The 25089-nt window shown below is 73.0% G+C and carries 21 protein-coding genes; 13 read left to right on the forward strand and 8 right to left on the reverse strand.

Going from position 1 to position 25089, the window contains the following annotated elements; genetic code table 11:
- The first annotated feature begins 58 nt into the window (after positions 1-58).
- The 3 genes from R2D22_RS17945 to R2D22_RS17955 are packed head-to-tail and all read left to right on the forward strand — an operon-like array spanning position 59 to position 2715.
- The gene (locus R2D22_RS17945; protein ID WP_318104764.1) at positions 59-1435 is read left to right on the forward strand and encodes a hypothetical protein; all 1377 of its coding nucleotides are present in this window, start codon (positions 59-61) and stop codon (positions 1433-1435) included.
- A 27-nt stretch (positions 1436-1462) separates the two neighbouring features.
- Positions 1463-2227, forward strand: coding sequence for a bestrophin-like domain (locus R2D22_RS17950; RefSeq protein ID WP_318104765.1), 765 nt, complete (start codon positions 1463-1465; stop codon positions 2225-2227).
- Positions 2224-2715 (forward strand): LURP-one-related/scramblase family protein, encoded by a 492-nt coding sequence (locus tag R2D22_RS17955; RefSeq protein WP_318104766.1) that lies wholly within the window; start codon positions 2224-2226, stop codon positions 2713-2715. Before R2D22_RS17950 ends, R2D22_RS17955 begins: the two co-directional genes overlap by 4 nt.
- Before the next feature lie 110 nt (positions 2716-2825).
- Here the strand turns inward: R2D22_RS17955 and R2D22_RS17960 are convergent, their stop codons facing one another.
- Positions 2826-4070 (reverse strand): trans-sulfuration enzyme family protein, encoded by a 1245-nt coding sequence (locus tag R2D22_RS17960; RefSeq protein WP_318104767.1) that lies wholly within the window; start codon positions 4068-4070, stop codon positions 2826-2828.
- 74 nt (positions 4071-4144) lie between these two features.
- On the opposite strand from R2D22_RS17960, the gene R2D22_RS17965 reads away from it, so the two are divergent.
- Positions 4145-5701 (forward strand): aminotransferase-like domain-containing protein, encoded by a 1557-nt coding sequence (locus R2D22_RS17965; protein ID WP_318104769.1) that lies wholly within the window; start codon positions 4145-4147, stop codon positions 5699-5701.
- Positions 5702-5817: 116 nt separating this feature from the next.
- Here R2D22_RS17965 and R2D22_RS17970 read toward each other — a convergent pair whose 3' ends face one another.
- Positions 5818-6609 (reverse strand): carbon-nitrogen family hydrolase, encoded by a 792-nt coding sequence (locus R2D22_RS17970; protein ID WP_318104771.1) that lies wholly within the window; start codon positions 6607-6609, stop codon positions 5818-5820.
- Positions 6610-6763: 154 nt separating this feature from the next.
- Here R2D22_RS17970 and R2D22_RS17975 point away from each other — a divergent pair, with 154 nt between their 5' ends.
- A complete protein-coding gene (locus tag R2D22_RS17975) occupies positions 6764-7588 on the forward strand; it encodes a maleylpyruvate isomerase family mycothiol-dependent enzyme (protein WP_318104773.1) in 825 nt (274 codons plus the stop codon).
- A 25-nt stretch (positions 7589-7613) separates the two neighbouring features.
- Here the strand turns inward: R2D22_RS17975 and R2D22_RS17980 are convergent, their stop codons facing one another.
- From R2D22_RS17980 to pdhA, 5 genes are all read right to left on the reverse strand, one after another.
- Positions 7614-8933 (reverse strand): MFS transporter, encoded by a 1320-nt coding sequence (locus tag R2D22_RS17980; protein WP_318104775.1) that lies wholly within the window; start codon positions 8931-8933, stop codon positions 7614-7616.
- Positions 8930-9592 carry a GntR family transcriptional regulator gene (locus R2D22_RS17985; protein ID WP_318104776.1) on the reverse strand — a complete coding sequence of 221 codons (663 nt, stop codon included), beginning with the start codon at positions 9590-9592 and terminating at the stop codon, positions 8930-8932. The genes R2D22_RS17980 and R2D22_RS17985 overlap by 4 nt, the downstream gene beginning before the upstream one ends.
- Before the next feature lie 100 nt (positions 9593-9692).
- Positions 9693-11087 (reverse strand): dihydrolipoamide acetyltransferase family protein, encoded by a 1395-nt coding sequence (locus tag R2D22_RS17990; RefSeq protein ID WP_318109839.1) that lies wholly within the window; start codon positions 11085-11087, stop codon positions 9693-9695.
- 32 nt (positions 11088-11119) lie between these two features.
- Positions 11120-12100: an alpha-ketoacid dehydrogenase subunit beta gene (locus tag R2D22_RS17995; RefSeq protein ID WP_318104777.1), complete on the reverse strand. Its 981-nt coding sequence runs from the start codon at positions 12098-12100 to the stop codon at positions 11120-11122.
- 2 nt (positions 12101-12102) lie between these two features.
- Complete coding sequence (gene pdhA, locus R2D22_RS18000; RefSeq protein ID WP_318104778.1) at positions 12103-13278, reverse strand: pyruvate dehydrogenase (acetyl-transferring) E1 component subunit alpha; 1176 nt, start codon at positions 13276-13278, stop codon at positions 12103-12105.
- A gap of 315 nt (positions 13279-13593) precedes the next feature.
- Here pdhA and R2D22_RS18005 point away from each other — a divergent pair, with 315 nt between their 5' ends.
- From R2D22_RS18005 to R2D22_RS18015, 3 genes are all read left to right on the forward strand, one after another.
- Positions 13594-14253, forward strand: coding sequence for a response regulator (locus R2D22_RS18005; protein ID WP_318104780.1), 660 nt, complete (start codon positions 13594-13596; stop codon positions 14251-14253).
- Positions 14254-14383: 130 nt separating this feature from the next.
- Complete coding sequence (locus R2D22_RS18010; protein ID WP_318104782.1) at positions 14384-14806, forward strand: pyridoxamine 5'-phosphate oxidase family protein; 423 nt, start codon at positions 14384-14386, stop codon at positions 14804-14806.
- A gap of 15 nt (positions 14807-14821) precedes the next feature.
- Entirely contained in the window at positions 14822-15838 is a 1017-nt protein-coding gene (locus R2D22_RS18015) for a phosphotransferase (protein WP_318104783.1), read from the forward strand.
- 52 nt (positions 15839-15890) lie between these two features.
- Here R2D22_RS18015 and R2D22_RS18020 read toward each other — a convergent pair whose 3' ends face one another.
- Positions 15891-17507: a protein kinase domain-containing protein gene (locus tag R2D22_RS18020; RefSeq protein ID WP_318104785.1), complete on the reverse strand. Its 1617-nt coding sequence runs from the start codon at positions 17505-17507 to the stop codon at positions 15891-15893.
- Between the two features lie 293 nt (positions 17508-17800).
- On the opposite strand from R2D22_RS18020, the gene R2D22_RS18025 reads away from it, so the two are divergent.
- From R2D22_RS18025 to R2D22_RS18045, 5 genes are all read left to right on the forward strand, one after another.
- Entirely contained in the window at positions 17801-19420 is a 1620-nt protein-coding gene (locus R2D22_RS18025; protein WP_318104787.1) for a protein kinase domain-containing protein, read from the forward strand.
- Between the two features lie 575 nt (positions 19421-19995).
- The gene (locus tag R2D22_RS18030) at positions 19996-20412 is read left to right on the forward strand and encodes a hypothetical protein (protein ID WP_318104789.1); all 417 of its coding nucleotides are present in this window, start codon (positions 19996-19998) and stop codon (positions 20410-20412) included.
- A gap of 108 nt (positions 20413-20520) precedes the next feature.
- Positions 20521-21213: a PadR family transcriptional regulator gene (locus tag R2D22_RS18035; RefSeq protein WP_318104791.1), complete on the forward strand. Its 693-nt coding sequence runs from the start codon at positions 20521-20523 to the stop codon at positions 21211-21213.
- Positions 21214-21381: 168 nt separating this feature from the next.
- A complete protein-coding gene (locus R2D22_RS18040) occupies positions 21382-22134 on the forward strand; it encodes an ABC transporter ATP-binding protein (RefSeq protein ID WP_318104793.1) in 753 nt (250 codons plus the stop codon).
- A complete protein-coding gene (locus R2D22_RS18045) occupies positions 22131-24989 on the forward strand; it encodes an FtsX-like permease family protein (protein ID WP_318104794.1) in 2859 nt (952 codons plus the stop codon). The genes R2D22_RS18040 and R2D22_RS18045 overlap by 4 nt, the downstream gene beginning before the upstream one ends.
- The last annotated feature ends 100 nt before the right edge of the window (positions 24990-25089 follow it).

Raw genomic sequence — 25089 nt, forward strand, 5'->3', positions numbered from 1 at the left:
GGGCGTTCTCGGGACGATCATCGGATGAACGGCAAGGGGTGCCATGAACGGTCGGCGCATGGCGGTGCCGCTTCTGGCGGGCCTGGTGCTGGGGGTGCTGCTTCCCGTGGGGTCCGGCCCGGACGCCGTGGCCGGCGGGGTGGGGGCGGGGGCCCTGCGGATGACGGTCACGGTCAACGGGCGCGGCGGGACGGCGGCCGCGCCGCCTGCCGTGCGGGTCGGCGGCCTCGTCGTGAAGCGGTACCGGCTGGTCAACCGCGGTGAGGCGGATCTGTACCGGATCCGGGTCGTCGATCCGTCCGTCCCGGGGTCGGTGACCTGTCCGGTGCGGACGCTCGCCGCGCTCGCCTCCGTCGAGTGCTCGGTGCGGTTCGCGGCCCGGCCCGGGCGGTACGCGGCGGCCGCGACGGCCTCGGGGGACGTCCCGTCGCTGCGGCGGACGCTGACCGCGACCTCGCGCTCCGGGTACGAGGGCGTGGGCGGCGTGCTGGTGCTCACCGAGACCGTACGGACCGTGCCGCCGCACTCGCTGCCATCCGCCGTGGTCGGGTACACGGTCGCCAACCGGGGCAACCGGCCCGTGCACGGCGTACGGCTCACCGACCGGGCGCTCGCGCCGGGGCGGATCGACTGCGCGGGGCGGCCCGGAGGCGTGCCGGTGCTGCCGCCGGGCGGCTCGGTGCGGTGCACGGCCACCGTCCACCGCCCGCCGGGCGTCCATCGCAGCACCGGCGAGGCCAGCGGGAGCGACCGGGTCGCCACGCTGGGGGCCGGGGGCGGGCCGGTCGCCCCGCCGCTCCTCGTGGCCCGCGCGACCGCCCGGTTCACGCTGCGGGGCGCCGCCACGGCGCCGGCGGCGGTGGCGAGGCCGCCCCAGCCGCCTGCGGGGGCGCGGCCTTCGCCCGCCCGGACGGCGGCGCGGACGCCTGCCCCGTCGGCCTCGGCCGCGCAGAGCGCCGCGCCCGCGCCTGCGGCGGCTGCTGATGCATCCGTGCCGCCCGCGTCGGACGCCGCGGCTCTCCCGCTGCTCGTCGCGCCGGGACCCGGTGCGGCGGAAGGGGTGGGTCCGGTGGCTCCGGGGGCCGCTGCTGCTCCAGGGACCGCTGCTCCAGGGGCGGCGGCCGGGGCCGATGGGGTCGGGGCCGAAGGGGCCGGGGCGGGGGCCGCGGCCGCACCTCCCGTCGTACCGCCTCCCGGAGCGGCCCCGCCCGCCGGCATCGGCGCGAACGCCGCCCAACCCCCCGCCGACAGGCCCGCCCTCGCCGACGTCCCCACCGCCCGACCCCCCACCGACGACTCCGACGACGACGGCCTCCTCGCCCGCGTCCAGCGCCGATCCCGCGAACTCGCCGACATGAGCGTCGCCCTGACGCTCCTGCTGATCCTGATCCCCGCCGCCGTCGCCGCCGCTCTGCTGGGCTCGCGCCGCCCCTGACCCCATCCGCCCCCGGAGACGGACCTCATGCCCTACCTGCTGGAAACCCTCGGCGTCATGATCGGCGTCGCCCTGATCGCGGCGGCGATCGTGCTGCTCAAGGAGCGCCTCTTTCCGATTCCGGAGGACGAACCTCCGCGCGAGGACGTCGCCGAGTACATCGCCATGATGGTGTCGGTCCTGTACGCGGTCGTCCTGGGCCTCTGCCTGGTGTCCGTCTGGGACAACCGCTCGGACGCCCAGGACCACGTCCAGGCCGAAGCGGGCGCCCTGCACCAGACGTACCTGCTGGCCGCCTCGTTCCCGGAGCCCCGGCGCGCACCGCTGCGGGAGGCGGCCCGTTCGTACGCCGTCCATGTCGTCGATGTCGAGTGGCCCCGGATGGCCGCCCGCGAGTCCCTGGGCCGGTCCGGCTGGAGCATGCTCGACCGGCTTCGCGTCGTCAGCGAGGTCGAGGACTCCGGCACCATCTCCCAGAAGATCGCGGCCCAGGAGGTCCTCGCCCAGCTCGGATACATCGACGACGCGCGCCGCGGCCGCGAGGCGGCGGCCGAGGAACGCCTGTCGCCCGTCCTGTGGGTGGGCCTGATCAACGGAGGTTTCCTCACGCTCGCCTTCATGTTCCTCTTCGGCATCCGACGGAGCTTCACCCACGTGATCATGGTGATGGGCCTGGCCGGCTTCATCGCGTTCACGGTGCTGCTGATCCACCAGCTGGACTCCCCCTTCGGGGGGATGTTCGGCGCCTCCGCCGACCCGTTCACCCGCTACTTCGCGTTGGGAGGGTCATGAAATACCTCGTACGGGACAAGATCTTCGCGATCGGCGACGACTACTGGATCGAGGACGAGCAGGGCCGGCACGCCTTCCTCGTCGACGGCAAGGCCCTGCGGCTGCGCGACACCCTGGAGCTGAAGGACCCGGCCGGCCAGGTGCTGATCGTGCTGCGGGAGAAGATGTTCAGCCTGCGCGACACGATGACGATCGAGCGGGGCGACCGCCCGCTCGCGTCCGTCCGCCGCAAGCGGCTGTCGCTGCTGCGCAACCACTTCCGGGTCAGCCTCGTCGACGGCACCGAACTGGACGTCAGCGGACGCATCCTGGACCGGGAGTTCACCGTCGAGTACGACGGCGAACTCCTCGCCCACATCTCGCGCCAGTGGTTCCGGGTCCGGGACACGTACGCCGTGAACGTGGTCCGGGACGACGCCGACCCGGCCCTGATGATCGCGGTCGCGGTGTGCGTGATCCGGATGGCGGAGCGGGAGCGCGAGGACTGAACGGGGGCCGCGCGGACCGAGCCCTCGCGGCCCCGCTCACCGAGCCCCCACGGCCTCCGCGCACCGAGCCCCGCGGCCCCCGACTACCCGCCCCGCGTCGGCGAGGCGGGTCAGGCCGCCTTCGCCGCCCGCTCCAGCGCCTGCTCCAGGTCCGCCCAGAGGTCCTCTACGTGCTCGACGCCGACCGACAGCCGGACCGTCCCCTGGCCGATGCCCGCCGTCTCCAGCGCCGCCGCGTCGAGCTGCCGGTGCGAGGTGGAGGCGGGGTGCATGACCAGGGTCCGTACGTCGCCGAGCGAGACGCTCAGCGAGGCCACCCGGACCGCCTCCATCAGCGTCCGCCCGGCCTCCCGGCCGCCCGCGAGGTCGAAGGAGATCACCCCGCCGCCGCCCGCCGGCAGCAGCTTCGCGGCGACGGCGTGGTCCGGGTGGCTGGGCAGCGAGGGGTGGCGGACGGCCGCCACCGCGGGGTGGGCCTCCAGGCGGCGGGCCAGCTCGGCAGCGTTCGCGCAGTGTCGCTCGATGCGCAGCGGCAGCGTCTGCATGCCGCGCAGGGTCAGCCAGGCCGCGAACGGGTCGGTGATCGCGCCCTGTTCGACGGCGTAGTGGCGGACCTGCTCGTACAGCTCCGCGTCCTTGAAGACGGCGATGCCGCCGAGGACGTCCGCGTGACCGGCGAGGTACTTGGTCGCCGAGTGGACGACGATGTCCGCGCCGTGCTCGATCGGGCGGCAGAGCAGCGGTGAGGCGAAGGTGTTGTCGACGGCGGTCGGCACGCCGGCCTCGGCGGCGACGGCGGCGAGCGCGGCCAGGTCGGAGACGCGGGCGGTCGGGTTGGCGATGGTCTCCAGGTACAGCAGCCGGGTCTCGGGGCGGAGCGCGGCGCGCACCTCCTCCGGGTCGGTGCCGGAGACGTACGTGACCTCGACGCCCCAGCGCCGCGTGAGGTCGGTGAGGACGGCGTAGGTGCCGCCGTACACGCAGGTCTGGGCGACGACGTGGGCGCCGGAGCCGAGCAGGGTGAGCAGCACGCTGTTGATCGCGCCCATGCCGGAGGCGTACGAGAGGGCGGCGGCCCCGCCCTCCAGGCGGGCGACGGCCTGCTCCAGGGCGCGGACGGTGGGATTGCCGTGCCGGCTGTAGAGGAAGGCGTCGGGGCTCTCGAACGCGTCGGCGAGCGCGTCCGCGCTGTCGAAGGTGAAGACGTGGCCCTGGTGGAGCGGGACGCCGAGCGGGCGGCTGCCGACGATCTCGGGCTGCGGCGGGTGGACGGCGAAGGTCTCGGGACGGAGGGGCGGGGGCGTCGGGCGGTCGCTGGAGGGGGGCGTCGGGCGGTCGCTGAAGTCGTCGCTCATGTCGTCCAGTCAACGTCTCTATTCCGTTGCCCCACAGGGCCAATCACCGGCAGATTGGTCTGCCGATGGAGCCAATGGAACCGATCGACGCCCTCGTGACCCGGCTGGGCCGCTGGTCCGCCGGCCGCGGACCGCTGTATCTGCTGCTCGCCGCCCGCTTCCGGCAGCTGATCGACGAGGGGCTGCTGCCGCCCGACACCCCGCTGCCGGCTGACCGTCGGCTCGCCGCGGCGCTGTCGGTGGGGCGGTCGACGGTGGTCGCGGCGTACGAGGCACTGCGTCAGGAGGGGCGCGTGGTGCGGCGGCAGGGCAGTGGGACGCGGGTGGCGTCGGCGGCGGCGCTGCTGCCCGGCCCGCGGGTGCGGGAGACGTCGAACCCGCTCTTCCTGAACCTGCTGGAGCCGTCGGACGGCGTGATCCTGCTGAGCTGCGCGGCGCCGCTCGGGCCGCCGCCCGAGCTGACGGAGGCGTACCGCTCGCTCGTCCTGCCCGAAGCGGACCTCGGATACCACCCGGCGGGCCTGGAGGCGCTGCGGGCGGCGCTCGCGGAGAAGTACGCGGTACGGGGCGTGCCGACGGACCCCGCGCAGATCCTGGTCACCACGGGCGCCCAGCAGGCGCTCTCGCTGCTGACCCGGCTGCTGGTCGCGCCCGGCGACGGGGTGCTGGTGGAGGCGCCGACGTACTCGGGGGCGCTGGACCTGTTCCGGGAGGCGGCGGCGGTGCCGCTTCCGGTGCGGGTGGGTCCGGACGGGGTGGACGTGGCGGAGGCGATCCGGATGATGGAGCGTCACCGGCCCGCGCTGGCCTATGTCGTGTCCCGGTTCCAGAACCCGACGGGTGCCGTGCTGCCGCCGCTGTCCGGCCGCAGGCTGGTGGAGGCGGCGAACGGGCTGGGCGTGCCGCTGATCGACGACGAGGCGCGCGCGGATCTGGGGTTCGGGGCGGATCCGGGAGTGGGGGTGGATCCGGGAATGGGGGTGGATCCGGGGTTTGAGGAGGACGCCGCGCAGAAGCCGTGGGTGACGCTCTGCGCGTACGGCGACGTCCTTTCCGTCGGCTCGCTGAGCAAACCTGTGTGGGGCGGTCTGCGGATCGGCTGGGTGCGCGGCCCGGCGGCGACGATCGCGCGGCTGGCCCGGCTGAAGGCGATCCACGACCTGGGCTCGGACCTGCCCGGCCAACTGGCCGCGGTCCGGGTGCTCGCCGGCTTCGCGCCGGTCCTGCGGGACCGGCTGCGAAACCTGCGAGAGGGCCACGACCACCTGGTGGCCGAACTGGCGCGGCTGCTGCCGTCGTGGACACCCGCGCCCACCTCGGGCGGCCAGACGCTGTGGGTCCGGCTCCCGTACGGCGACGGGGTCGCGTTCGCTCAGGTGGCGCTGCGGCACGGGGTGGCCGTGCTGCCGGGGTCGACGATGGACGCGCTGGGCGGCAGCGTCCGGTACCTGCGGCTGCACTTCCTGCTGCCGCCGGAGGTCCTCACGGAGGCGGTGCGGCGGCTCGCGGCGGCCTGGCGGGAGTACGCGCCGGGGGCGGCGCCCCGTGCCGTGCGCGCGCGGGCGGCTGTGCCGGCACCGCGCGGGCACTTCGCCGTCGGCACTCCTGCGCTCCGCCCCGTCGTGGTCTGACGGGAGCCCGCGGCGGCGACGCGCACGCCCGGGCTCCCCGCCGACGCCCGGGCTCCCCGCCGACGCCCGGGCTCCCCGACGAAGCTCAGGCCCCGCCGACGCTCAGCCCCCGAAGCTCAGGCCCCCGGCGCCGGGAGTCCCAGCATCCGGTCCTTGAGCGCGGGGAACTGCTCCCGGGTCGTCGCGACCTTCGCCGGGTCGAGTTCGGCCCGCAGCACCTCTTCGTCCGGGCCCGCCTCCGCGAGGACCTCGCCCCACGGGTCGACGACGATCGAGTGGCCGGCCTGCTCGACCCCGGCGTGCGTGCCCGCGGTGCCGCAGGCGAGGACGTACGCCTGGTTCTCCACGGCCCGCGCCTGGGCCAGCAGCGTCCAGTGCGCGCGGCGGCGGGCCGGCCAGCCGGCCGGGATCACCAGGGCCTGCGCGCCCGCGTCGACCAGGCCCCTGAACAGCTCGGGGAAGCGCAGGTCGTAGCAGGTGGCGACGCCGAGGGTGAGGTCCGGCAGCGGCACGGTCACCAGCTCGTCGCCGGCGGCCATCAGCACGGCCTCGCCCTTGTCGAAGCCGAAGCGGTGGATCTTCCGGTAGGTGCGGACGCGGACGCCGGCCGGGTCGTACACGAGCGAGGTGTTGTAGAGCGCGCCGCCCGCCGCCTCGACGATCGAGCCGGCGTGCAGCCAGACCCCGGCGTCGCGGGCCGCGGCCGACATGGCCTCGTGCGTGGGTCCGTCCAGGGGCTCGGACTCGGCGGCGAAGGAGTCGAAGGCGAACGCGCCCATCGGCCACAGCTCGGGCAGGACGACGAGATCGGCGTCCCGTTCCGCCCTTACCAGATCGGCCGCGCGCGCCCTCCGCGCGTCGACCGGTTCGTCCGGGTCTACTGCGATCTGGATCAGCGAGGCGCGCACACTACCACCGTCCTGGCATTCGAGCCGTCGACACAGCCTACGATCGTCACACGAAAGCACTGCCGGGGTGCCTTCGGGCAGCGTAACTTAGCGTCCGAACCTCCCACGCCGACTTGTTTCAGCCCGCGCACCAGCAGAACCGCCGAGGGGTCCCGTGACCGTCCATCCCAGCCTCCAGACCTACGCCGACGCCTGGACCCACTCCATCGAAGCGATATCCGAGCTGGTGCAGCCGCTCGTGGAAGGTGAGTGGAACCGGGCGACGCCCTGCCCGGGCTGGTCGGTGCGTGACATCGTCTCCCATGTCATCGGCATGGAGTGCGAGATGCTGGGCGACCCGAGGCCGATCCACAGCCTGCCGCGTGATCTCTACCACGTACGCAGTGAGTTCGCCCGCTACATGGAGATGCAGGTCGATGTGCGGCGGCACCACACCGCGCCGGAGATGACCTCCGAGCTGGAGTACGTGCTGATCCGGCGGGCCCGTCAGCTGCGCAACGAGTCCCGGCAGCCCGACCACAAGGTCCGTGCCCCGCTCGGTGCCGAGCAGCCGCTGGAGCTGGCGTACCGGATGCGCGCCTTCGACGTGTGGGTGCACGAGCAGGACCTGCGGATCACGCTGAACAAGCCCGGCAACCAGGACTCGGCCGGTGCGCTGGTGGCCCGGGACGTCCTGCTGGAGGCGCTGCCGAAGGTGGTCGCCAAGGACGCGGGCGCGCCCGCGAACTCGGCCGTGGTGTTCGACGTCCACGGTCCGGTGGAGTTCCTGCGGACGGTGCGGGTGAACGCGGACGGCCGCGGCTCGGTGGACGGCGCGCCGTCGCTGGGGCCGGCGGCGACGCTGGCGCTGGACTGGGAGACGTACGTGCGCCTGGCCTGCGGCCGTGTGCGTCCCGCGGCGGTCGTGGACCGGATCAAGGTCGAGGGCGACGCGGAGCTGGCGCAGGCGATCCTGGACAACTTCGCGGTCACCCCCTGACCCCGGGCGCGGGGGCCCGCGGGCGTCAGACCGGGACGTGCACGGCCTCGACCCGGCTGGCGACCAGCCGCTCCCGTTCCCTGCGGGCGGTGCGGCCGCGCAGCCGGAGGATCTGGGCGAGGCCCAGTGCCTCCAGGACGAAGACGGACGAGAACGCGATCCGGTAGTCGTCGCCGGTGGCGTCCAGCAGGATGCCGACCGCGAGCAGCGTCGTCATCGAGGCGACGAAACCACCCATGTTGACGATGCCCGAGGCGGTGCCCTGACGCTCGGGCGGGTTGGCCGGCCGGGCGAAGTCGAAGCCGATCATCGACGCGGGCCCGCAGGCGCCCAGCACCAGGCACAGTGTGACGAGCAGCCACATCGGGGCATGGTCACCGGGGTACACCAGGGTGGCCGCCCACATCAGCGCGGTCGCGCCGACCGTGCCGAGTGCCAGCGGGGTACGGGCGGCATGGTGCCGGGCCACGATCTGGCCGTACGCGAGGCCGATCACCATGTTGGAGAGCACCACGAGGGTGAGCAGCCCGCCGGCGGTCTCCCGGGACAGGCCCTGTGCCTCGACGAGGAACGGCAGGCCCCACAGGAGCAGGAACACCATGGCGGGGAACTGGGTGGTGAAGTGCACCCACATGCCGAGCCGGGTGCCGGGTTCGCGCCAGGACTCGGCGATCTGACGGCGGACGAAGGCGCTGCCGGCGTGGCTGACTGGCGCGGGTTCGTAGCCCTCGGGGTGGTCCTTGAGGAAGAGCAGCAGCAGGACGAGGACGAGCCCGCCCGCGGCGGCGCTGCCGGCGAACGTGGCGGTCCAGCCGAGGCCGTGCAGCATCCGCGAGATCAGGATCGTGGAGACCAGGTTGCCCGCCATGCCGAAGAGCGCGGCGACCTGGCCGATGAGCGGGCCGCGGCGGGCGGGGAACCAGCGGGAGCCGAGCCGCAACACGCTGATGAAGGTCATCGCGTCGCCGCAGCCGAGCAGCGCGCGGGCGGCGAGCGCCGTGCCGTACGAGGGGGAGAGCGCGAAGCCCAGCTGGCCGGCGGTGAACAGGACCACGCCGAGGGTCAGGACCTTCTTGGTGCCGAGCCGGTCGACCATGAGGCCGACGGGTATCTGCATGCCGGCGTAGACCAGCAGCTGGAGTATCGAGAACGTGGAGAGCGCGGAGGCGTTGACGTCGAAGCGGTCGGCGGCGTCCAGGCCGGCGACGCCCAGCGAGGTACGGAAGATGACGGCGACGAAGTAGACGGCGACGCCGACGCCCCAGACGAGCGCGGCGCGCCGGCCGCCCGGCGGGTCGCCGGGCAGGCCGGCCGCGGAGCCACGGGGGCCGCGCGAGCCGCTCACCGGTCCTCGCCCCGGACCAGGACCTTGACCCAGCTCAGGTGCTGCCGGACGCAGTGGGCGGCGCCCTCGACGTCCCCCACCTCGATCCGCTCCAGGATCTCGGCGTGCTCGGTGATGTTCTTGGCGATGCGGTCGGGCTGGGACTGCATCACGGCGACGCCCATCCGCAGCTGACGGTCGCGCAGCTGGTCGTAGAGGCGGGCGAGGATCTGGTTGCCGGCGTACCGGACGATCTCGGCGTGGAAGCACCGGTCGGTGACCGCGACCTCGGCGAGGTCCCCGGCGTCCGCGTGCCGCTTCTGCTCCTCCAGGAGCTCCTTGAGCCGGTCGATCAGCGCGGGCGGCGCGGGCACGGCCCGGCGGACCGCGAACTCCTCGACCAGCAGCCGGGTCTCGACGACGTCGGCGATCTCCTGCGCGGAGACGGCGAGGACGAGCGCGCCCTTCTTGGGGTAGAGCTTGAGCAGCCCCTCCATCTCCAGCTTGAGCAGGGCCTCCCGCACGGGCGTCCGCGACACCCCCACGGCCTGCGCGAGCTCCCCCTCGGTGAGCAGCGTCCCGCCCTCGTAACGACGGTCCAGAACAGCTTGTTTGACATGCATGTAGACCCGATCGGCAGCGGGTGGCTGCTTGACGGGCCCGGCGGGCGCTGATGGCATGCGCACAGCATAGATACAACAGAGGTACAAGAAACAGGCCCGTCCGCATCGCGGACGGGCCTGTTTCACGTGAAACGGCGCAACTGGAACGTCTGGGATGTTATGACCAGGTGATCAGCCGCTTCGGCTGCTCCAGGATCGCGGCGACGTCCGCCAGGAACTTGGAGCCCAGCTCGCCGTCGACCAGGCGGTGGTCGAAGGACAGCGCCAGGGTGGTGACCTGACGCGGCTTCACCTTGCCCTTGTGGACCCAGGGCTGGAGCTTGATCGCACCGACCGCGAGGATCGCGGACTCGCCCGGGTTCAGGATCGGCGTACCGGTGTCGACGCCGAAGACGCCGACGTTGGTGATGGTGAACGTGCCGCCCTGCATGGCCGCCGGGGTCGTCTTGCCCTCGCGGGCGGTGGCGACCAGCTCGCTCAGGGAGCGCGACAGCTCCGGCAGGGTCTGGGCGTGCGCGTCCTTGATGTTCGGCACGATCAGGCCCCGCGGGGTGGCCGCGGCGATGCCCAGGTTCACGTAGTGCTTGAGCACGATCTCCTGGTTCGCCTCGTCCCAGGCCGCGTTGATCTCCGGGTTGCGCTTGGCGGCGACCAGGACGGCCTTGGCGATGAGGAGCAGCGGGTTGACGCGCAGGCCCGCCATGTCCTTGTCGGACTTGAGCTCCTCGACCAGCTTCATCGTGCGCGTGATGTCGAAGGTGACGAACTCGGTGACGTGCGGCGCGGTGAAGGCCGAGCCGACCATCGCCGCCGCCGTCGCCTTCCGCACGCCCTTGATCGGCACCCGGGTCTCCCGGGCGTCGGAGGCCACCGCGGCGGCTGCCACGGGGGCCGGCACCGGGGCCGGGGCCTCGGTCACGGGGGCGGGCGCCGGGACGGCCGGGGCCGGTGCGGCGGCCGCGTGGACGTCCTCGCGGGTGATGATGCCGTCGGGGCCGGTCGGAACGACCGAGGCCAGGTCGACGCCGAGGTCCTTGGCGAGCTTGCGCACGGGGGGCTTGGCCAGCGGCCGGGTGGCCGTGGCGACCCCGCCGTGCCCGTTGAGCTCGCCCTGGACCGCCGCGGCGGCCTGGGCGGGCGCCCCCTCGGTGCCCTTGCGGGGGCGACGCTTGGTCGAGCTCGCGGCGACGCCGTAGCCGACCAGGACGGGCTGGCGGCCCTCCGGCTCGGCCTCGGCCTCCGCGGCCGGAGCCGCAGCCGGGGCGGGTGCGGCGGCGGCCGGAGCCGCAGCCGGGGCGGCGGCCTGCTCGGCGACCTCGGCGGGCGCGGCGCCGCCGACGTTCACCGAGATGATGACCTCGCCGACGTCGACCGTCGTGCCCTCGGCGAAGCGCAGCTCGTGCACGGTGCCGTCGAACGGGATCGGCAGCTCGACCGCAGCCTTGGCCGTCTCGACCTCGCAGACGACCTGGCCGTCGGAGACCGTGTCACCGGGCTGGACGTACCACTTGAGGATCTCGGCCTCGGTGAGGCCCTCGCCCACGTCGGGCATCTTGAATTCGCGGATGGTCACGGGGGCTCTCCTCAGTACGCCAGCGAGCGGTCGACGGCGTCGAGCACCCTGTCCAGGCCCGGCAGGTACTCCTCCTCCAGGCGCGCCGGCGGATACGGCGCGTGGTAGCCGCCGACCCGCAGGACCGGGGCCTCCAGGTGGTAGAAGCAGCGCTCGGTGATCCGGGCGGCGATCTCCGCGCCGGAGCCGAAGAAGACCGGGGCCTCGTGGACGACGACCAGCCTGCGGGTCTTCTCGACCGAGGTCTGGATCGTGTCGAAGTCGAGCGGGGAGATCGAGCGCAGGTCCACGACCTCGATCGAGCGGCCCTCCTCGGCGGCGGCCGCGGCGGCCTCCAGGCAGGTCTTCACCATCGGGCCGTACGCGACGAGCGTGAGGTCCGTGCCCTCGCGGGCGACGCGGGCCTTGTGCAGCTCGCCCGGGATGGCCTCGGTGTCGACCTCGCCCTTGTCCCAGTAGCGGCGCTTGGGCTCGAAGAAGATCACCGGGTCGTCGCTCTGGATCGCCTGCTGGAGCATCCAGTAGGCGTCGGAGGAGTTCGCCGGGGTGACCACCTTGAGGCCCGCGACGTGCGCGAAGAGCGACTCGGGGGACTCGGAGTGGTGCTCGACCGCGCCGATGCCGCCGCCGTACGGGATGCGGATGACGACCGGCATCTTCACGGTGCCGAGCGAACGGGCCCGCATCTTCGCCAGCTGGGTGACGATCTGGTCGTACGCGGGGAAGACGAAGCCGTCGAACTGGATCTCCACGACCGGCCGGTAGCCGCGCAGCGCGAGGCCGATCGCGGTGCCGACGATGCCGGACTCGGCCAGCGGGGTGTCGACGACCCGGTCCTCGCCGAAGTCCTTCTGCAGGCCGTCGGTGATCCGGAAGACACCGCCGAGCTTGCCGACGTCGAGGCCCATGATGACGACCTTGGGGTCGGTCTCCAGGGCCTTGCGGAGCGACTCGTTGAGCGCCTTGGCGAGGGGAAGCTTCTGAACAGCCATGATTACTCGGCCTCTCCGCCCGTGAAGGACGCCTGGTAGGCGGCGAACTGCGCGCGCTCCTCGTCGACGAGCGCGTGCCCGTCCGCGTACACGTTGTCGAAGATCGCCATGTGCTCCGGGACCGGCATGGCGCGGACGACCTCGCGGACGTGCTTGCCGAGCGCCTCGCTCTCCGCCTCGAGCTCCTCGAAGAACGCCGCGTCGGCGTGCCCCTCGCGCTCCAGGTACGCCTTGAGGCGCAGGATCGGGTCCTTGGCCTCCCATGCCTCGCGCTCCGCGTCGCGGCGGTAGCGGGTCGGGTCGTCGGAGGTGGTGTGGGCGGCCATGCGGTAGGTGAACGCCTCCACCAGCGTGGGGCCCTCGCCGCGGCGGGCGCGCTCCAGCGCCGCGCGGGTGACCGCGAGGCAGGCCAGCACGTCGTTGCCGTCGACGCGGACGCCGGGGAAGCCGAAGCCGCGGGCACGCTGGTACAGCGGGACGCGGGTCTGCTTCTCGGTGGGCTCGGAGATCGCCCACTGGTTGTTCTGGCAGAAGAACACGACCGGGGCGTTGTAGACCGCGGAGAACACGAACGACTCGTTGACGTCGCCCTGGCTGGAGGCGCCGTCACCGAAGTACGCGAGCACGGCGGAGTCCGCACCGTCCTTGGCGATGCCCATGGCGTAGCCGGTGGCGTGCAGGGTCTGCGAGCCGAGGACGATCGTGTACAGGTGGAAGTTGTTGCTGTTGGGGTCCCAGCCGCCGTTGTTCACGCCGCGGAACATGCCCAGCAGGTTCGTCGGGTCGACCCCGCGGCACCAGGCGACGCCGTGCTCGCGGTAGGTCGGGAAGACATAGTCGTCGTCGCGCAGCGCGCGGCCCGAACCGATCTGGGCGGCCTCCTGGCCCAGCAGCGAGGCCCACAGGCCCAGCTCGCCCTGGCGCTGCAGCGAGGTCGCCTCGGAGTCGAAGCGGCGGGTGAGGACCATGTCCCGGTAGAGCCCGCGCAGCTCCTCGGCGCTCAGATCGATGTCGTACTCGGGGTGCTGGACGCGCTCCCCTTCGGGCGTCAGCAGCTGAATGAGCTCGGGCTCCGTGTTCTCGGATGCCTGTGCCTTCTTCGCGCTCGCGCTGGTGGTGCGCTTGGTGCCGCTGCTGCGTCGCGTCGTCTTGCGCGCGGCAGTGCTCTCCACGGTCACGTGCGTGCTCCTCCGTCGGTCCGGCCCCCGGGTTCGCCGGGCAAGGCCAGTGCGGCTCGCCTTATCCGTACCCGCGCACGGGGTGGGTGCGACGCGGCAGGGGTCGGGCGTGACAGGTGCCCCGGCGAGCGCCCTGTCACAGGCACGTTACCCAGAGCTGCGCATTACTGCGAAACCCCATTTGACCTGCGATTTTGCTTGGATTTCCAAGTAAATCGAGAAATCACTGGTAACAGCCTTGCAGGCCGCCGGAACACCGGCACGTTATCCCGCGCACCCCGGGCGCGGGAAGAGCCAATATGTGAGACTGGCCCCGTGCGCGAAGATGGAAAAATCACGGTATTTCTGCTGGACGACCATGAAGTCGTGCGGCGCGGCGTCCACGAACTGCTCTCCGTGGAATCCGACATCGAGGTGGTCGGCGAGGCCGGCACCGCCGCGGACGCCCTGGTCAGGATCCCCGCGACGCGTCCGGACGTGGCCGTGCTCGACGTGCGCCTGCCGGACGGCAGCGGTGTCGAGGTCTGCCGCGAGGTCCGATCGCAGAACCAGGACGTCAAGTGCCTGATGCTCACCTCGTACGCCGACGACGAGGCCCTCTTCGACGCGATCATGGCCGGAGCCTCCGGTTATGTCCTCAAGGCGATCCGGGGCAATGAGCTGCTTTCGGCCGTACGGGACGTGGCGGCCGGCAAGTCCCTGCTCGACCCGGTGGCGACCGCCCGGGTCCTGGAACGGCTGCGCGACGGGAACAACCCGAAGGGCGACGACAAGCTCGACAGCCTGACCGACCAGGAACGGCGGATCCTGGACCTGATCGGCGAGGGCCTGACCAACCGGGCCATCGGCGAGCGGCTGCACCTCGCCGAGAAGACGATCAAGAACTACGTCTCCAGCCTGCTGTCGAAGCTGGGCATGGAGCGCCGCTCCCAGGCCGCCGCGTACGTGGCCCGCCGGCAGGCCCAGCGCGGCTGAGGCGCTGCTGAGGCACGGACGAGCAGCTGCTGAGGAGCGGCCGCGGCGCCCGACTTCGGGACCTAGGTCCCGGACCGAGCGGGGCGGGGGCCCCTTCCGCGGGCCCGGCGGGCGGCGGAGAGTGGAGGGCATGCCCTTCGACGAATCCGCCGACGAACAGCGCGCCATCGAACTGCTGACCCGCGTCGCGTACGGCCGGGTCGCGACCAGCATGCGGGCGCTACCCTTCGTCGCCCCCGCCCGGCACGTCGTGGACGACGGCCGGCTCGTGCTGCGGCTGCACCGCAGCCTCGGCTACCACGAGGCATGCGACGGCAGCGTCGTCGTGTACGGGGCGGACAACCTGGGCTCCGGAGCGCCGGAGGCCTGGTCCGTGCAGTTCACCGGCACCGCGGCGCTCGTCGAGCCCACCCAGGCCCAGCTCGCGGCCTTCGGGCCCGCGCCGGCGCTCGCGGAGGGGGAGCGCGAAGAGGCGGTCTATCTGCGCATCGAGCCCCATTTCGCAACCGTGCACCAGCTGTCCGGAGAGCGACGGACTCACCACACCGGGTGATCTAACATCTGACGGGTGCCGCGCTCATCTGCAACGCTCGCTCCGCCCGTCGGCGCCCTGCTGCGCCGCTATCGCGAAGCCGGCGAACCGCTCTCCTGCGAACCCGTCACCCAGGGCCTGCTCAACCGCGGCTACCGGCTCGCCACCACCCGCGGCGCCTACTTCCTCAAGCAGCACCTGGACGCCCCCACCGCCGACCGGGACACCATCGCCCGCCAGCACCTGGCCACCCAGCGGCTGCACGACCTCGGCCTGCCCGTCGCCCCGCCGCTCGCCGACGCGGCCGGCCGCACCGTCGCCGTCATCGGCGGCCGCTGCTACGCCCTGCACCCCTGGATCGAGGGCCGGCACCGCGACGGCGCGCAGCTCACCGCCGGCGGCTCGCGCCGCCTGGGCGCGCTGCTCGGCCATGTCCACACCTGCCTCGCGCAGGTCATGGAGACCCCGCCGGCGGGCCGCGCGTACGAGAGCGCCGACCCCGAGCGGACCGTCCGGGTCGTCGACGAGCTGCTGCGCCTCGCCCGCGCCCACCGCCCCCGCGACGGCTTCGACGAACTCGCCGAGCACCGGCTCACCGAGCGCCGCGAACTGCTCGCCGAGCACGCCCACCGCCGTCCCCCGCCCGCCGCCGCGGGCGGCTGGGTGCACGGTGACTTCCACCCCCTGAACCTGCTCTACCGGGGCGCGGAACCCGCCGCGATCGTCGACTGGGACCGGCTGGGCGTCCAGCCACGCGCCGAGGAGGCGGTCCGGGCCGCCGCGATCTTCTTCGTCCGCCCGGCGGGGCAGCTGGCCCTGGCGAAGGTGCGGGCGTACGCGCGCGCCTACCGTCGGGCCGCCGGCGCGGACGCGGCCGAACTCGCCGCCGCCGTGCACCGGGTGTGGTGGGAGCGGCTCAACGACTTCTGGATACTGCGCTGGCGCTACCAGCTGGACGACCGAAGGGCCGACCCGCAGTTTCCCGCGGTGTCGGCCCTGGTGGTGTGGTGGACCCGGGAGTACGAGGCGGTACGCGACGCCTTCACCGGGTGAACCGGGCCCTCGCCGGTTGACGAGGGCCGGTTTCAACGAAGTTGACGGGCGATCAGTTCGCGCCGCCGCCACCCGCGGGATCGCCGGTGGTGCCGGGATCGCCCGTGCTGCCGCCGTTGGTCGTGCCCGGGTCGGTGCCGCCGTTGTCCGCGCCGCCGTCGGCGGGCTCCGTGGGCTCCGTCGGCTTGTCCGTCGGCTCGCCGGTGCCGCCCTGGTCGGTCCCGCCGTCGACGGTGCCCGGGTCGGGGCTGCTCGGCTGGTCCGTCGGCGACTGCGTGAAGCTCGGCTTCTGCGACGGGACGTGCGTCGGCGTCCACGTGTCCTGGTTGCCGCCGGTCGAGGTGTCGGGCTCGTCCGTCTCCTCGGACTGCTCCTCGGTCGGCTCCGGCGACGTCTCCGGCGTGGACGGCGCGGTCGTGGCGGGCGGGTTGTCGGTCGTCCCGCCGTCCTTCTGGTTCGCCCGGTCCACCGCGTACACGATGCCGGCCACGATCGCGATCAGCGCGAACGCGACGAACAGCAGCACCTTGCCGCGCCCGCCCCCGTTCCTGCCGTTGCCGTAGCCGCCCGGGCCGCCGCCGTCGTACCCGCCGACGCCACCGTCGTCCGGGTTCATCGGCGGCAGTATCCGGCCCTGCGAGGTGTCGCCCTGCACCGGGTGGCCGAACGCGGCCGTCGCGGCGGTGCCGCCGCTCGGCGTGCCCGGGCCGCCCTCGTACACGGCGACCGGCCCGGTGTTCCACGAGCCGGTGTGACCGCCCTGCTGCTGGAGCATCTGCAGGGCGTACTGGGCGAGTCCGCGCATCTCCTCGGCGCTCTGGAACCGGTCGTCCGGGTCCTTCGCGAGCGAGCGCATGACCAGCCCGTCGAGCTCCGGCGGCGCGCCGTCGGCGACCTCGGACGGCGGGATCGGCGCGTCCTGTACGTGCTGGTAGACCACCGAGAGCGGGGTCTCGCCGGTGAACGGGGGCCGCAGCGCGAGCAGTTCGTAGAGGAGACAGCCCGTCGCGTACAGGTCGGAGCGGTGGTCGACGGCCTTGCCGAGCGCCTGCTCCGGGGAGAGGTACTGCGGGGTTCCCATGACCATGCCGGTCTGGGTCATCGTCGACTGCGCGCCGTGCAGCGCGCGAGCGATGCCGAAGTCCATCACCTTCACCGCACCGGTGTTGGTGATGATGACGTTCGCCGGCTTGATGTCGCGGTGCACGATGCCGTGCTGGTGCGAGTAGGCCAGCGCCTCCAGGACACCGGAGACGATGATCAACGCCTGCTCGGGGCCCGGGGCCTCGGCGCTGATCAACAGGTCGCGGATGGTGCGGCCCTCGACCAGCTCCATCACGATGTACGGCACGGACTGGCCGTTCACCACGTCCTCGCCGGAGTCGTACACGGCGACGATCGCATGGTGGTTGAGGCCCGCGACGGACTGCGCCTCGCGCGTGAAGCGGGCCTTGGAGACCGGGTCCTCGGCGAGGTCGGCGCGGAGCAGCTTGACGGCGACCGTGCGGCCGAGCCTGACGTCCTCCGCCGCGAACACCTCGGCCATGCCGCCGCGTCCGAGACGGTGCGTCAGCCGGTAACGGCCGTCACCGACGAGACCGCCGACGCCCCATGACTCCGCGGCGGCGTCCGACACTCCGTTGCCGCCGGTTTCGGGTTCGGGTGCCATCAGTCCTCGCCGTCGTGTGTTGCCGTGTGATGCCGTGCGTCGCCGTGACGTTCTCTGCCACGTCACGCTACAGGCTTCCTCGGACACCTCGGTCCGAGATGGACCGGCCATCCAACCGCTTCCGCGTACACCGATGCAAATTCCGTGCTGTTCCGGTAACGCTTCCGAGACGCTTCTTGTGCTGAGTGTCACGGAACGGGCACCCGGCTTGACGTGTCCGAGCCCTCGGGCAGACTTGGCCAGTAAATTCCGGATCATCGCCGATGTGACGCGCGCGTACGGGGGAGTCAGAAATGAGCCAGGACGGCGCACAGGGCCGTTATGCGGGCGGTTCGGTGGCGGGCGGCCGGTACCAGCTGCGCGACCTGCTCGGCGAAGGCGGCATGGCCTCGGTGTATCTCGCGTACGACAGTGCGCTGGACCGCCAGGTCGCCATCAAGACCCTTCACACCGAACTGGGGCGCGAACAATCGTTCCGCGAGCGGTTCCGGCGTGAGGCGCAGGCTGTTGCGAAGTTGTCGCACACCAACATCGTCTCCGTCTTCGACACCGGCGAGGACGCGCTGGACGGCGCTCTCATGCCGTACATCGTCATGGAGTACGTGGAGGGCCAGCCGCTCGGCTCGGTGCTCGCCGCCGACGTCCAGCAGTACGGCGCGATGCCGGCCGACAAGGCGCTGAAGGTCACCTCCGACGTGCTCGCCGCGCTGGAGACCAGCCACGAGATGGGCCTGGTCCACCGCGACATCAAGCCCGGCAACGTGATGATGACCAAGCGCGGCGTGGTCAAGGTCATGGACTTCGGCATCGCGCGGGCCATGCAGTCCGGCGTCACCTCGATGACGCAGACCGGCATGGTCGTCGGCACCCCGCAGTACCTCTCCCCCGAGCAGGCGCTGGGACGCGGCGTGGACGCCCGCTCCGACCTGTACTCGGTCGGCATCATGCTGTTCCAGCTGCTGACCGGCCGGCTGCCGTTCGAGGCGGACTCCCCGCTGGCGATCGCGTACGCGCACGTCCAGGAGGAGCCGGTCGCGCCGTCCTCCATCAACCGCTCGGTCACCCCGGCGATGGACGCGCTGGTGGCGCGGGCGCTGAAGAAGAACCCGAACGAGCGCTTCCCGAGCGCCGCGGCGATGCGCGACGAGTGCCTGCGGGTGCTGTCCGCGGGCCAGACCGGCGCGCCGGTGATCGTCGCGGGGGGTCAGGTGAGCAGCGGTTCGGGCGTGGGCTCGGCGGTGTTCCCGCCGATCGGCCAGCAGACCCCGGCGCCGCAGAGCGTGCAGACGCCGTACCAGGCGCCGCACACGCCGCAGCCCGGCCCGTACGGCCCGCCGACGCCGGCCCCGGCCCCGTCGTACGGCTACCCCCAGCAGGCCCAGACCCCGCCGCCCGCTCCGGCGTACCAGACGCCGCAGCCGTACACGATGACGCCGCAGCCCGCGTCGGGCGGCACCGGTGGCGGCGGTGGCAAGCGGAACATGACGGTGATCGTGGGCGCGGCCGTGGCGGCGCTGGTCGTCATCGGCGGTGTGATCACCGCGATCCAGCTCAGCGGCGACGACGACCCGGGCTCGACGGGCGGCACGGGCGGCCAGAGCGCCCCGCCGGTGGCCGGCCACAAGGGTCCGGACCTCAGCAAGACGATCGAGACGAAGGAGTGCACCGAACCGACCGAGTCGAGCGACGACCCGGAGAAGTTCGAGCTGCCCGACTTCCGCTACAAGAACTTTCAGTCGGTTCAGGCCTGTGTACAGGCCGCGGGTTGGAAGATCATGAAGCAGCAGCCGCTCGACGAGAACGCCTACGGCGAGGGCACGGTCATGAGCCAGTACCCGCCGGCGGGCTCCGAGGTGAAGAAGGAAGACGTGGAGCTGACGCTGGAGATCTCGACCGGCAACCCGCCGCAGTAGCCACCGGCTCCGGCCGCGTTCCCTTCGGGTGGCCGAAGACCGTAGTCCTTGGTCCTTGCTCGTGGTCCCTGGTCTCTGCTCCTTGGTCCTTAGTCCTTGGTCCGTCGCCCGGACGATTTCGTCCGGGATGCCGGTTGCGTCCCGTCATGTGACGCTGAGTTGAACAACTCGGCGGCTCGGCACGGGAGGGGGGTCACCCGGTGACTCCGGTGCTCCACAGGGCGCGGACCTGGGTCCGCGGGCCTTTCTTCACGTGCTCGTTGACGGCCGCCTGCTCACTGACGGCCGCGTGCTCGCTGCTGACGGCCACCGCGCCGGTCGTGTACGGGGCGCCGGTGTCGTACGGGACACGGGGCGCGTACGGGGTACATGGTGGGCCACCGGCGCCCGAGCCTGCCGTTTCCGTACCCGACCGAACTGCCTGGGGTCCCGCCCAGGAGCCTGCCCGGGGGCCTGCCCGGGCCCCGGCTCCGTCGGCCTGGGCCGAGGAGAGCCCTGCGGCCGGGCCGCCGTCCGCGCCGTCGCCGGCGCCGCCTCCGGCCCCGGCCTCGTCCCCGTCCGCCGACCAGCCGCCCGTGGCCGCCGGGCCGACCGAGGCCGAGGAGGCCAGCCCGGCCGCGACGCTGGCCGGGCGGCCCGCCGCGGAGGGGCGCGAGCGGCCCGGGCGGCGCGAGACGCCCGACTCCGCGAGCCCCTCGGACGCCGGGAGCCCCGCTTCGGACGCCTCGCCGAGCCCTTCTCGTACCAGAACGGCAACAGACGAGGAGGAGCCCGCCGAGGACGACACGGAGGCCGAGGCGGTACCCGAGGAGGACGTCGTCCCCTCGCCGACCCCGCCCGTCGGCACCCCCGCCGAGGCCGTCCGGCTGCCCGCCCCGCAGGCCGCCGCCACCCCCGTCGACCAGCAGATTCCCGTCCTCACCCTGGGCATCGGGCTGGCCCTCGTGGGGCTCGGGCTCGGCTTCCTCGGGGTACGGATCCGGCGCCGCTGACCCCGCTTCCGGCTCCGCCTCACGACCCGTCGTCCCCCTTGCGACGGACACCTTCATTCCGTCTCAGGTCCCTTGTGGGCGGCGACATACTCGGTATACATACTGAGTATGTCGATCCGCCACGGGCTGCTCGCCCTTCTCGAACGCGGCCCGCGCTACGGGTCCCAGCTCCGTACGGAGTTCGAGTCCCGCACCGGCCAGACCTGGCCGCTCAACGTCGGTCAGGTCTACACGACCCTGAACCGCCTGGAGCGGGACGGCCTCGTCGGGCAGGGCGGCGAGGACGACGCCGGACACGCCCTGTGGACCATCACCGACGCCGGCCGGGACGAGCTGAAGTCCTGGTTCGAGAAGCCCGTCGACCGGACCAGCCCGGCCCGGGACGAACTGGCCATCAAGCTCGCCATGGCCGTCGGCGCGCCCGGCGTCGACATCCGCGCCGTCATCCAGTCGCAGCGCCGCCACACCGTGAAGGCCATGCAGGACTACACCCGGCTCAAGCGCCAGGCCGTCGAGGCCGTGGAGGCCGTCAAGGGCGGACCGGCGGGGGAGCGGGACGACATCGCCTGGCTGCTCGTGCTGGAACAGCTCATCTTCCAGACCGAGGCGGAGGCGCGGTGGCTGGACCACTGCGAGGCCCGGCTGATCCGGCTCTCCGCCACGGCGGCCCAGGACCCCGGTCCCGGGCCGAGTACGGCGCCCGGCCCGCACGCCGGTCCGGGCACGCAGGCCACGACCGTTCCCGCCGCACCGGAGGCCGCCCTGACCGCGCGTCCCCCGGTACCGCCCACCACCCGCTGACCCACGCCCCACGGCGCGACCAGCGCCGCGGCGTCGCAGCACCACCGCACCGCTGCCACGCGCAGCGCCTGCTTCCGCGCCGCTGCCACCCCGCACCGCCGCAGCGCCGAACCGCTCATCCGCTCCGTGCGCGCCCGAGCGCGTACGCCCGAGGGGGGACCCCACTCCATGTCCGCTTCCACACCCGACCGTTCGTCGCAGCCCGTGCTGCAACTGCAGAACCTGACCCGGGTCCACGGCTCGGGCGCCACCGAGGTGCACGCCCTGCGCGGCATCGACCTCGAGGTCTTCCCGGGCGAACTCGTCGCCGTCATGGGGCCGTCGGGCTCCGGCAAGTCCACGCTGCTCACCATCGCCGGCGGCCTCGACACCCCCACATCCGGGCACGTCATCGTCGAGGGCACCGACATCACCACCGCCGACCGCAAGCGGCTGGCCGCCCTGCGCCGCCGCAGCATCGGCTACGTCTTCCAGGACTACAACCTCATCCCCGCGCTCACCGCCGCCGAGAACGTCTCGCTGCCCCGCGAGCTCGACGGCGTCTCCGCCCGCAAGGCCCGCGTCGAGGCCCTCGCTGCCCTGGAGGAGATGGAGCTGGCGCACCTCGCGGACCGCTTCCCGGACGAGATGTCCGGCGGCCAACAGCAGCGGATCGCCCTCGCCCGTGCCCTCGTCGGCGACCGCCGTCTGGTGCTCGCCGACGAGCCGACCGGCGCGCTCGACTCCGAGACCGGCGAGGCCGTCCTGGCCCTGCTGCGCAGCCGCTGCGACGCGGGCGCCGCCGGTGTCCTGGTCACCCACGAGCCGCGGTTCGCCGCGTGGGCGGACCGCGTGGTGTTCCTGCGCGACGGCGCCGTCGTCGACCAGACCGTCCGCAGCGAGGCCGACTCGCTCCTGTCCGGCCGGGCGGCCCAGCGGTGACGAACTGGTTCCACTCCTGGCGCGCCGCGGTGCGCATCGCCCGCCGCGACGCCTGGCGCTACAAGGGACGCAGCTTCCTCGTCCTCGCCATGATCGCCCTGCCCATCCTGGGCGTCAGCGCCGCCGACCTGACCCTGCGCAGCTCCGAGCTCTCCACCGAGGAGTCCCTGGCCCGCTCTCTCGGCGCCGCCGACGCGCGCCTGACGGAGTCCGGATACGGCAGCGTGCCGGTCTTCCAGGACCCCACGGGAGGGACGAGCGCCCCGGCCGCCGAGGACGACGACAAGCCGTTCCCCGACGGCGGCACGGACGTCACCAAGGCCATACCCGCCGGAGCCTCGGTCCTGACCGACAGCACCGGCACGGCCAAGCTGACCACGGAGTACGGCCTGCTGCAGACGGAGGTCCGTGAGCTCAAGGCCGACGACCCGATGGCCCGCGGGATGCTCACCCTGCTCGACGGCAGGTTCCCGCAGAAGGCCGACGAGGTCGCCGTCACCGAACACTTCCTGGAGACCAGTGGCCTGCGGGTCGGCTCCTCCGTCACGGCCCGCGGGTTCGAACGCACGTACCGGATCACCGGCGTGTACGAGCTCCCCGGCGAACTGACGACCGACCAGGTCAACGCCCTGCCGGGCGCGTTCCTCGGCGCGTACAAGAAGGCGGCCGACAAGGCCGGCCTGCAGCGGCCCAACGTCTCCACCACCCACCTGCTGAAGCTCTCGGGTGGTTTCACGTGGAACATGGTCAAGGAGGCCAACACCAAGGGCGTCGTGGTCGTCTCCCGGGCCGTGGCGCTCGACCCGCCCGCCCGGTCCGAGATCCCGCTCTATCAGAAGGAGGGCTGGGACCCGTACGAGGAGAGCCCGGGCGCCCGCGCCGCCGCGCTCGCCGCCGTCGGCACCGTCGTCGGCCTGGCGATGCTGGAGATCTGCCTGCTCGCCGGCCCCGCGTTCGCCGTCGGCGCCCGCCGCTCGCGCCGACAGCTCGGCCTGGTCGGCGCCAACGGCGGCGACCGGCGCCACATCCGCGCCATCGTCCTCTCCGGCGGCCTGGTCATCGGCGCCGCCGCGGCCGTCGTCGGCACGGCACTCGGCCTGATCCTCACGTACGCGCTGCGGCCCGTCCTGGAGGACTACATCGGACGGCGGTTCGGCAGCTTCGACATCCGCCCGCTGGAACTCCTGGGCATCGCACTGCTCGCCGTTCTGACCGGCCTGTTCGCGGCGATCGTGCCGGCGATCACCTCCTCCCGGCAGTCCGTGCTCGCCTCGCTCACCGGCCGCCGCGGCGTCCGCCGCAGCAACCGGGTGCTTCCCCTGGTCGGCCTGGGCGCGGTGCTGCTCGGCGCGGCGATCGCCCTGTACGGGTCGGTGATCTCCGACCAGTTCGTCGTCGTCGCGGGCGGCAGCGCCATCGCCGAGCTGGGCGTGGTCGCCATGACGCCGGCCCTGGTCGGCATGTTCGGCCGCACCGGCCGCTGGCTGCCGCTCTCGCCCCGCCTCGCCCTGCGGGACGCGGTGCGCAACCGGGGCCGTACGGCCCCCGCCGTCGCCGCCGTGCTCGCCGCGGTCGCCGGCACCGTCGCCGTCGCCACCTACGGGGCCAGCGAGGAGGCCCAGCGGCGCGCCGAGTACCGGGCGTCGCTGCCGCACGGCGCGGTCTCCGCGTTCATCGAGGAGGACGGCGGCCGGGACGTCCCGGCGGTCCGCGACGCGGTGCAGCGCCTGCTGCCCATCGACCTCCGCGCGGACGTCGATCGGGTCTCCGTCGGCCGGACCGGCTGCTCGGTGTACAGCCGCGGCAGCGGCTGCGGCCTGTACGAGCTGGTGATCCCGAAGGCCCACGAGTGCCCGCTGTGGATCTCCACCGAGGAGAACCCGGACCCCCTGGCCAAACTCTCCCCCGAGGAGATCCGCAAGCTCTCGAAGGACTGGCGCTGCAAGGAGTCGGACGACAATGGCGTCTACGTCGAGGGCGGCCTGCTCATCGGCGACGCCAAGGTCCTGAAGGTCCTCGGCATCAAGGACGCCGCCGCCGAGCAGGCCCTGGCCGCGGGCAAGCTGGTCACCTTCACCAAGCCCCCGGTCGACACCACGGGCAAGGTCGGCATCCGGCTCATCACCGACCCGGACAAGGCGGACGAGGCGAGGATGAAGGGCACCGAGCCGCCCGGAAAGGTCGTGTCCCTGCCCGCCCACCTGGCGACCGGCGAGCCCCGGACGTACGGCGTGAAGGCGCTCCTCACCCCCGCGGCCGCCAAGGCCGCCGGGCTGACCACCGTCCCGTACGGAGCCCTGTTCAGCACCGACCGGATGCCCGGCTCCGAACAGCGGCAGAAGCTCGACGCCGAGCTCGCCAGGCTCGGCAGCGGCGTCCAGCTGCACGTGGAGGAGGGCTACGTCAGCGAGAACGGCATCGTCCTGCTCGCGCTGACCGTCTTCGCCGGTCTCGTCACCATCGGCGCCGCCGGCATCGCCACCGGCCTGGCCCAGGCCGATGCCGAGGCCGACCTGAAAACCCTCTCCGCGGTCGGCGCACCGCCGCGCGTCCGCCGCACCCTGAGCGGTTTCCAGTGCGGGGTGGTCGCGGCGATGGGTGTGGTCCTCGGATCGGCGGCGGGCGTGCTGCCCGCCATGGGCCTGCGGCTCACCGAGGGCCGCGAGCGGCAGCGCTGGTACGAGGAGGCGCTGGCGCAGGGCTTCGGCGACGGCGGCCCGGCCCCGTACGTGCCGATCGTCATCCCGTGGGCGACCCTCGCCACGCTGCTGATCGTCGTGCCGACCGGTGCCGCGGTGCTCGCGGCCCTCGTGACGCGCTCCCGCGGCGCACTGGCCCGCCGCGCGGCGACCTGACGCGGGCGCCACGGCGACCTGACGCGGGCGTTGCCCGACCGTGCCCCCGGAGGAGGGTGGATCACCCTCCTCCGGGGGCACACCGTGTCTGGAAGGACGT

The sequence above is a fragment of the Streptomyces sp. HUAS YS2 genome (assembly GCF_033343995.1).
GTDB classification, from domain to species: Bacteria; Actinomycetota; Actinomycetes; order Streptomycetales; family Streptomycetaceae; genus Streptomyces; species Streptomyces solicathayae.

Coding starts and splice junctions, on each gene's coding strand:
- R2D22_RS17945 (WP_318104764.1), top strand. CDS start 59: ATGGCGGTGCCGCTTCTGGCGGGCCTGGTGCTGGGGGTGCTGCTTCCC.
- R2D22_RS17950 (WP_318104765.1), top strand. CDS start 1,463: ATGCCCTACCTGCTGGAAACCCTCGGCGTCATGATCGGCGTCGCCCTG.
- R2D22_RS17955 (WP_318104766.1), top strand. CDS start 2,224: ATGAAATACCTCGTACGGGACAAGATCTTCGCGATCGGCGACGACTAC.
- R2D22_RS17960 (WP_318104767.1), bottom strand. CDS start 4,070: ATGAGCGACGACTTCAGCGACCGCCCGACGCCCCCCTCCAGCGACCGC.
- R2D22_RS17965 (WP_318104769.1), top strand. CDS start 4,145: ATGGAACCGATCGACGCCCTCGTGACCCGGCTGGGCCGCTGGTCCGCC.
- R2D22_RS17985 (WP_318104776.1), bottom strand. CDS start 9,592: ATGCCATCAGCGCCCGCCGGGCCCGTCAAGCAGCCACCCGCTGCCGAT.
- R2D22_RS17990 (WP_318109839.1), bottom strand. CDS start 11,087: ATGCCCGACGTGGGCGAGGGCCTCACCGAGGCCGAGATCCTCAAGTGG.
- R2D22_RS17995 (WP_318104777.1), bottom strand. CDS start 12,100: ATGGCTGTTCAGAAGCTTCCCCTCGCCAAGGCGCTCAACGAGTCGCTC.
- R2D22_RS18010 (WP_318104782.1), top strand. CDS start 14,384: ATGCCCTTCGACGAATCCGCCGACGAACAGCGCGCCATCGAACTGCTG.
- R2D22_RS18020 (WP_318104785.1), bottom strand. CDS start 17,507: ATGGCACCCGAACCCGAAACCGGCGGCAACGGAGTGTCGGACGCCGCC.
- R2D22_RS18025 (WP_318104787.1), top strand. CDS start 17,801: ATGAGCCAGGACGGCGCACAGGGCCGTTATGCGGGCGGTTCGGTGGCG.
- R2D22_RS18035 (WP_318104791.1), top strand. CDS start 20,521: ATGTCGATCCGCCACGGGCTGCTCGCCCTTCTCGAACGCGGCCCGCGC.
- R2D22_RS18040 (WP_318104793.1), top strand. CDS start 21,382: ATGTCCGCTTCCACACCCGACCGTTCGTCGCAGCCCGTGCTGCAACTG.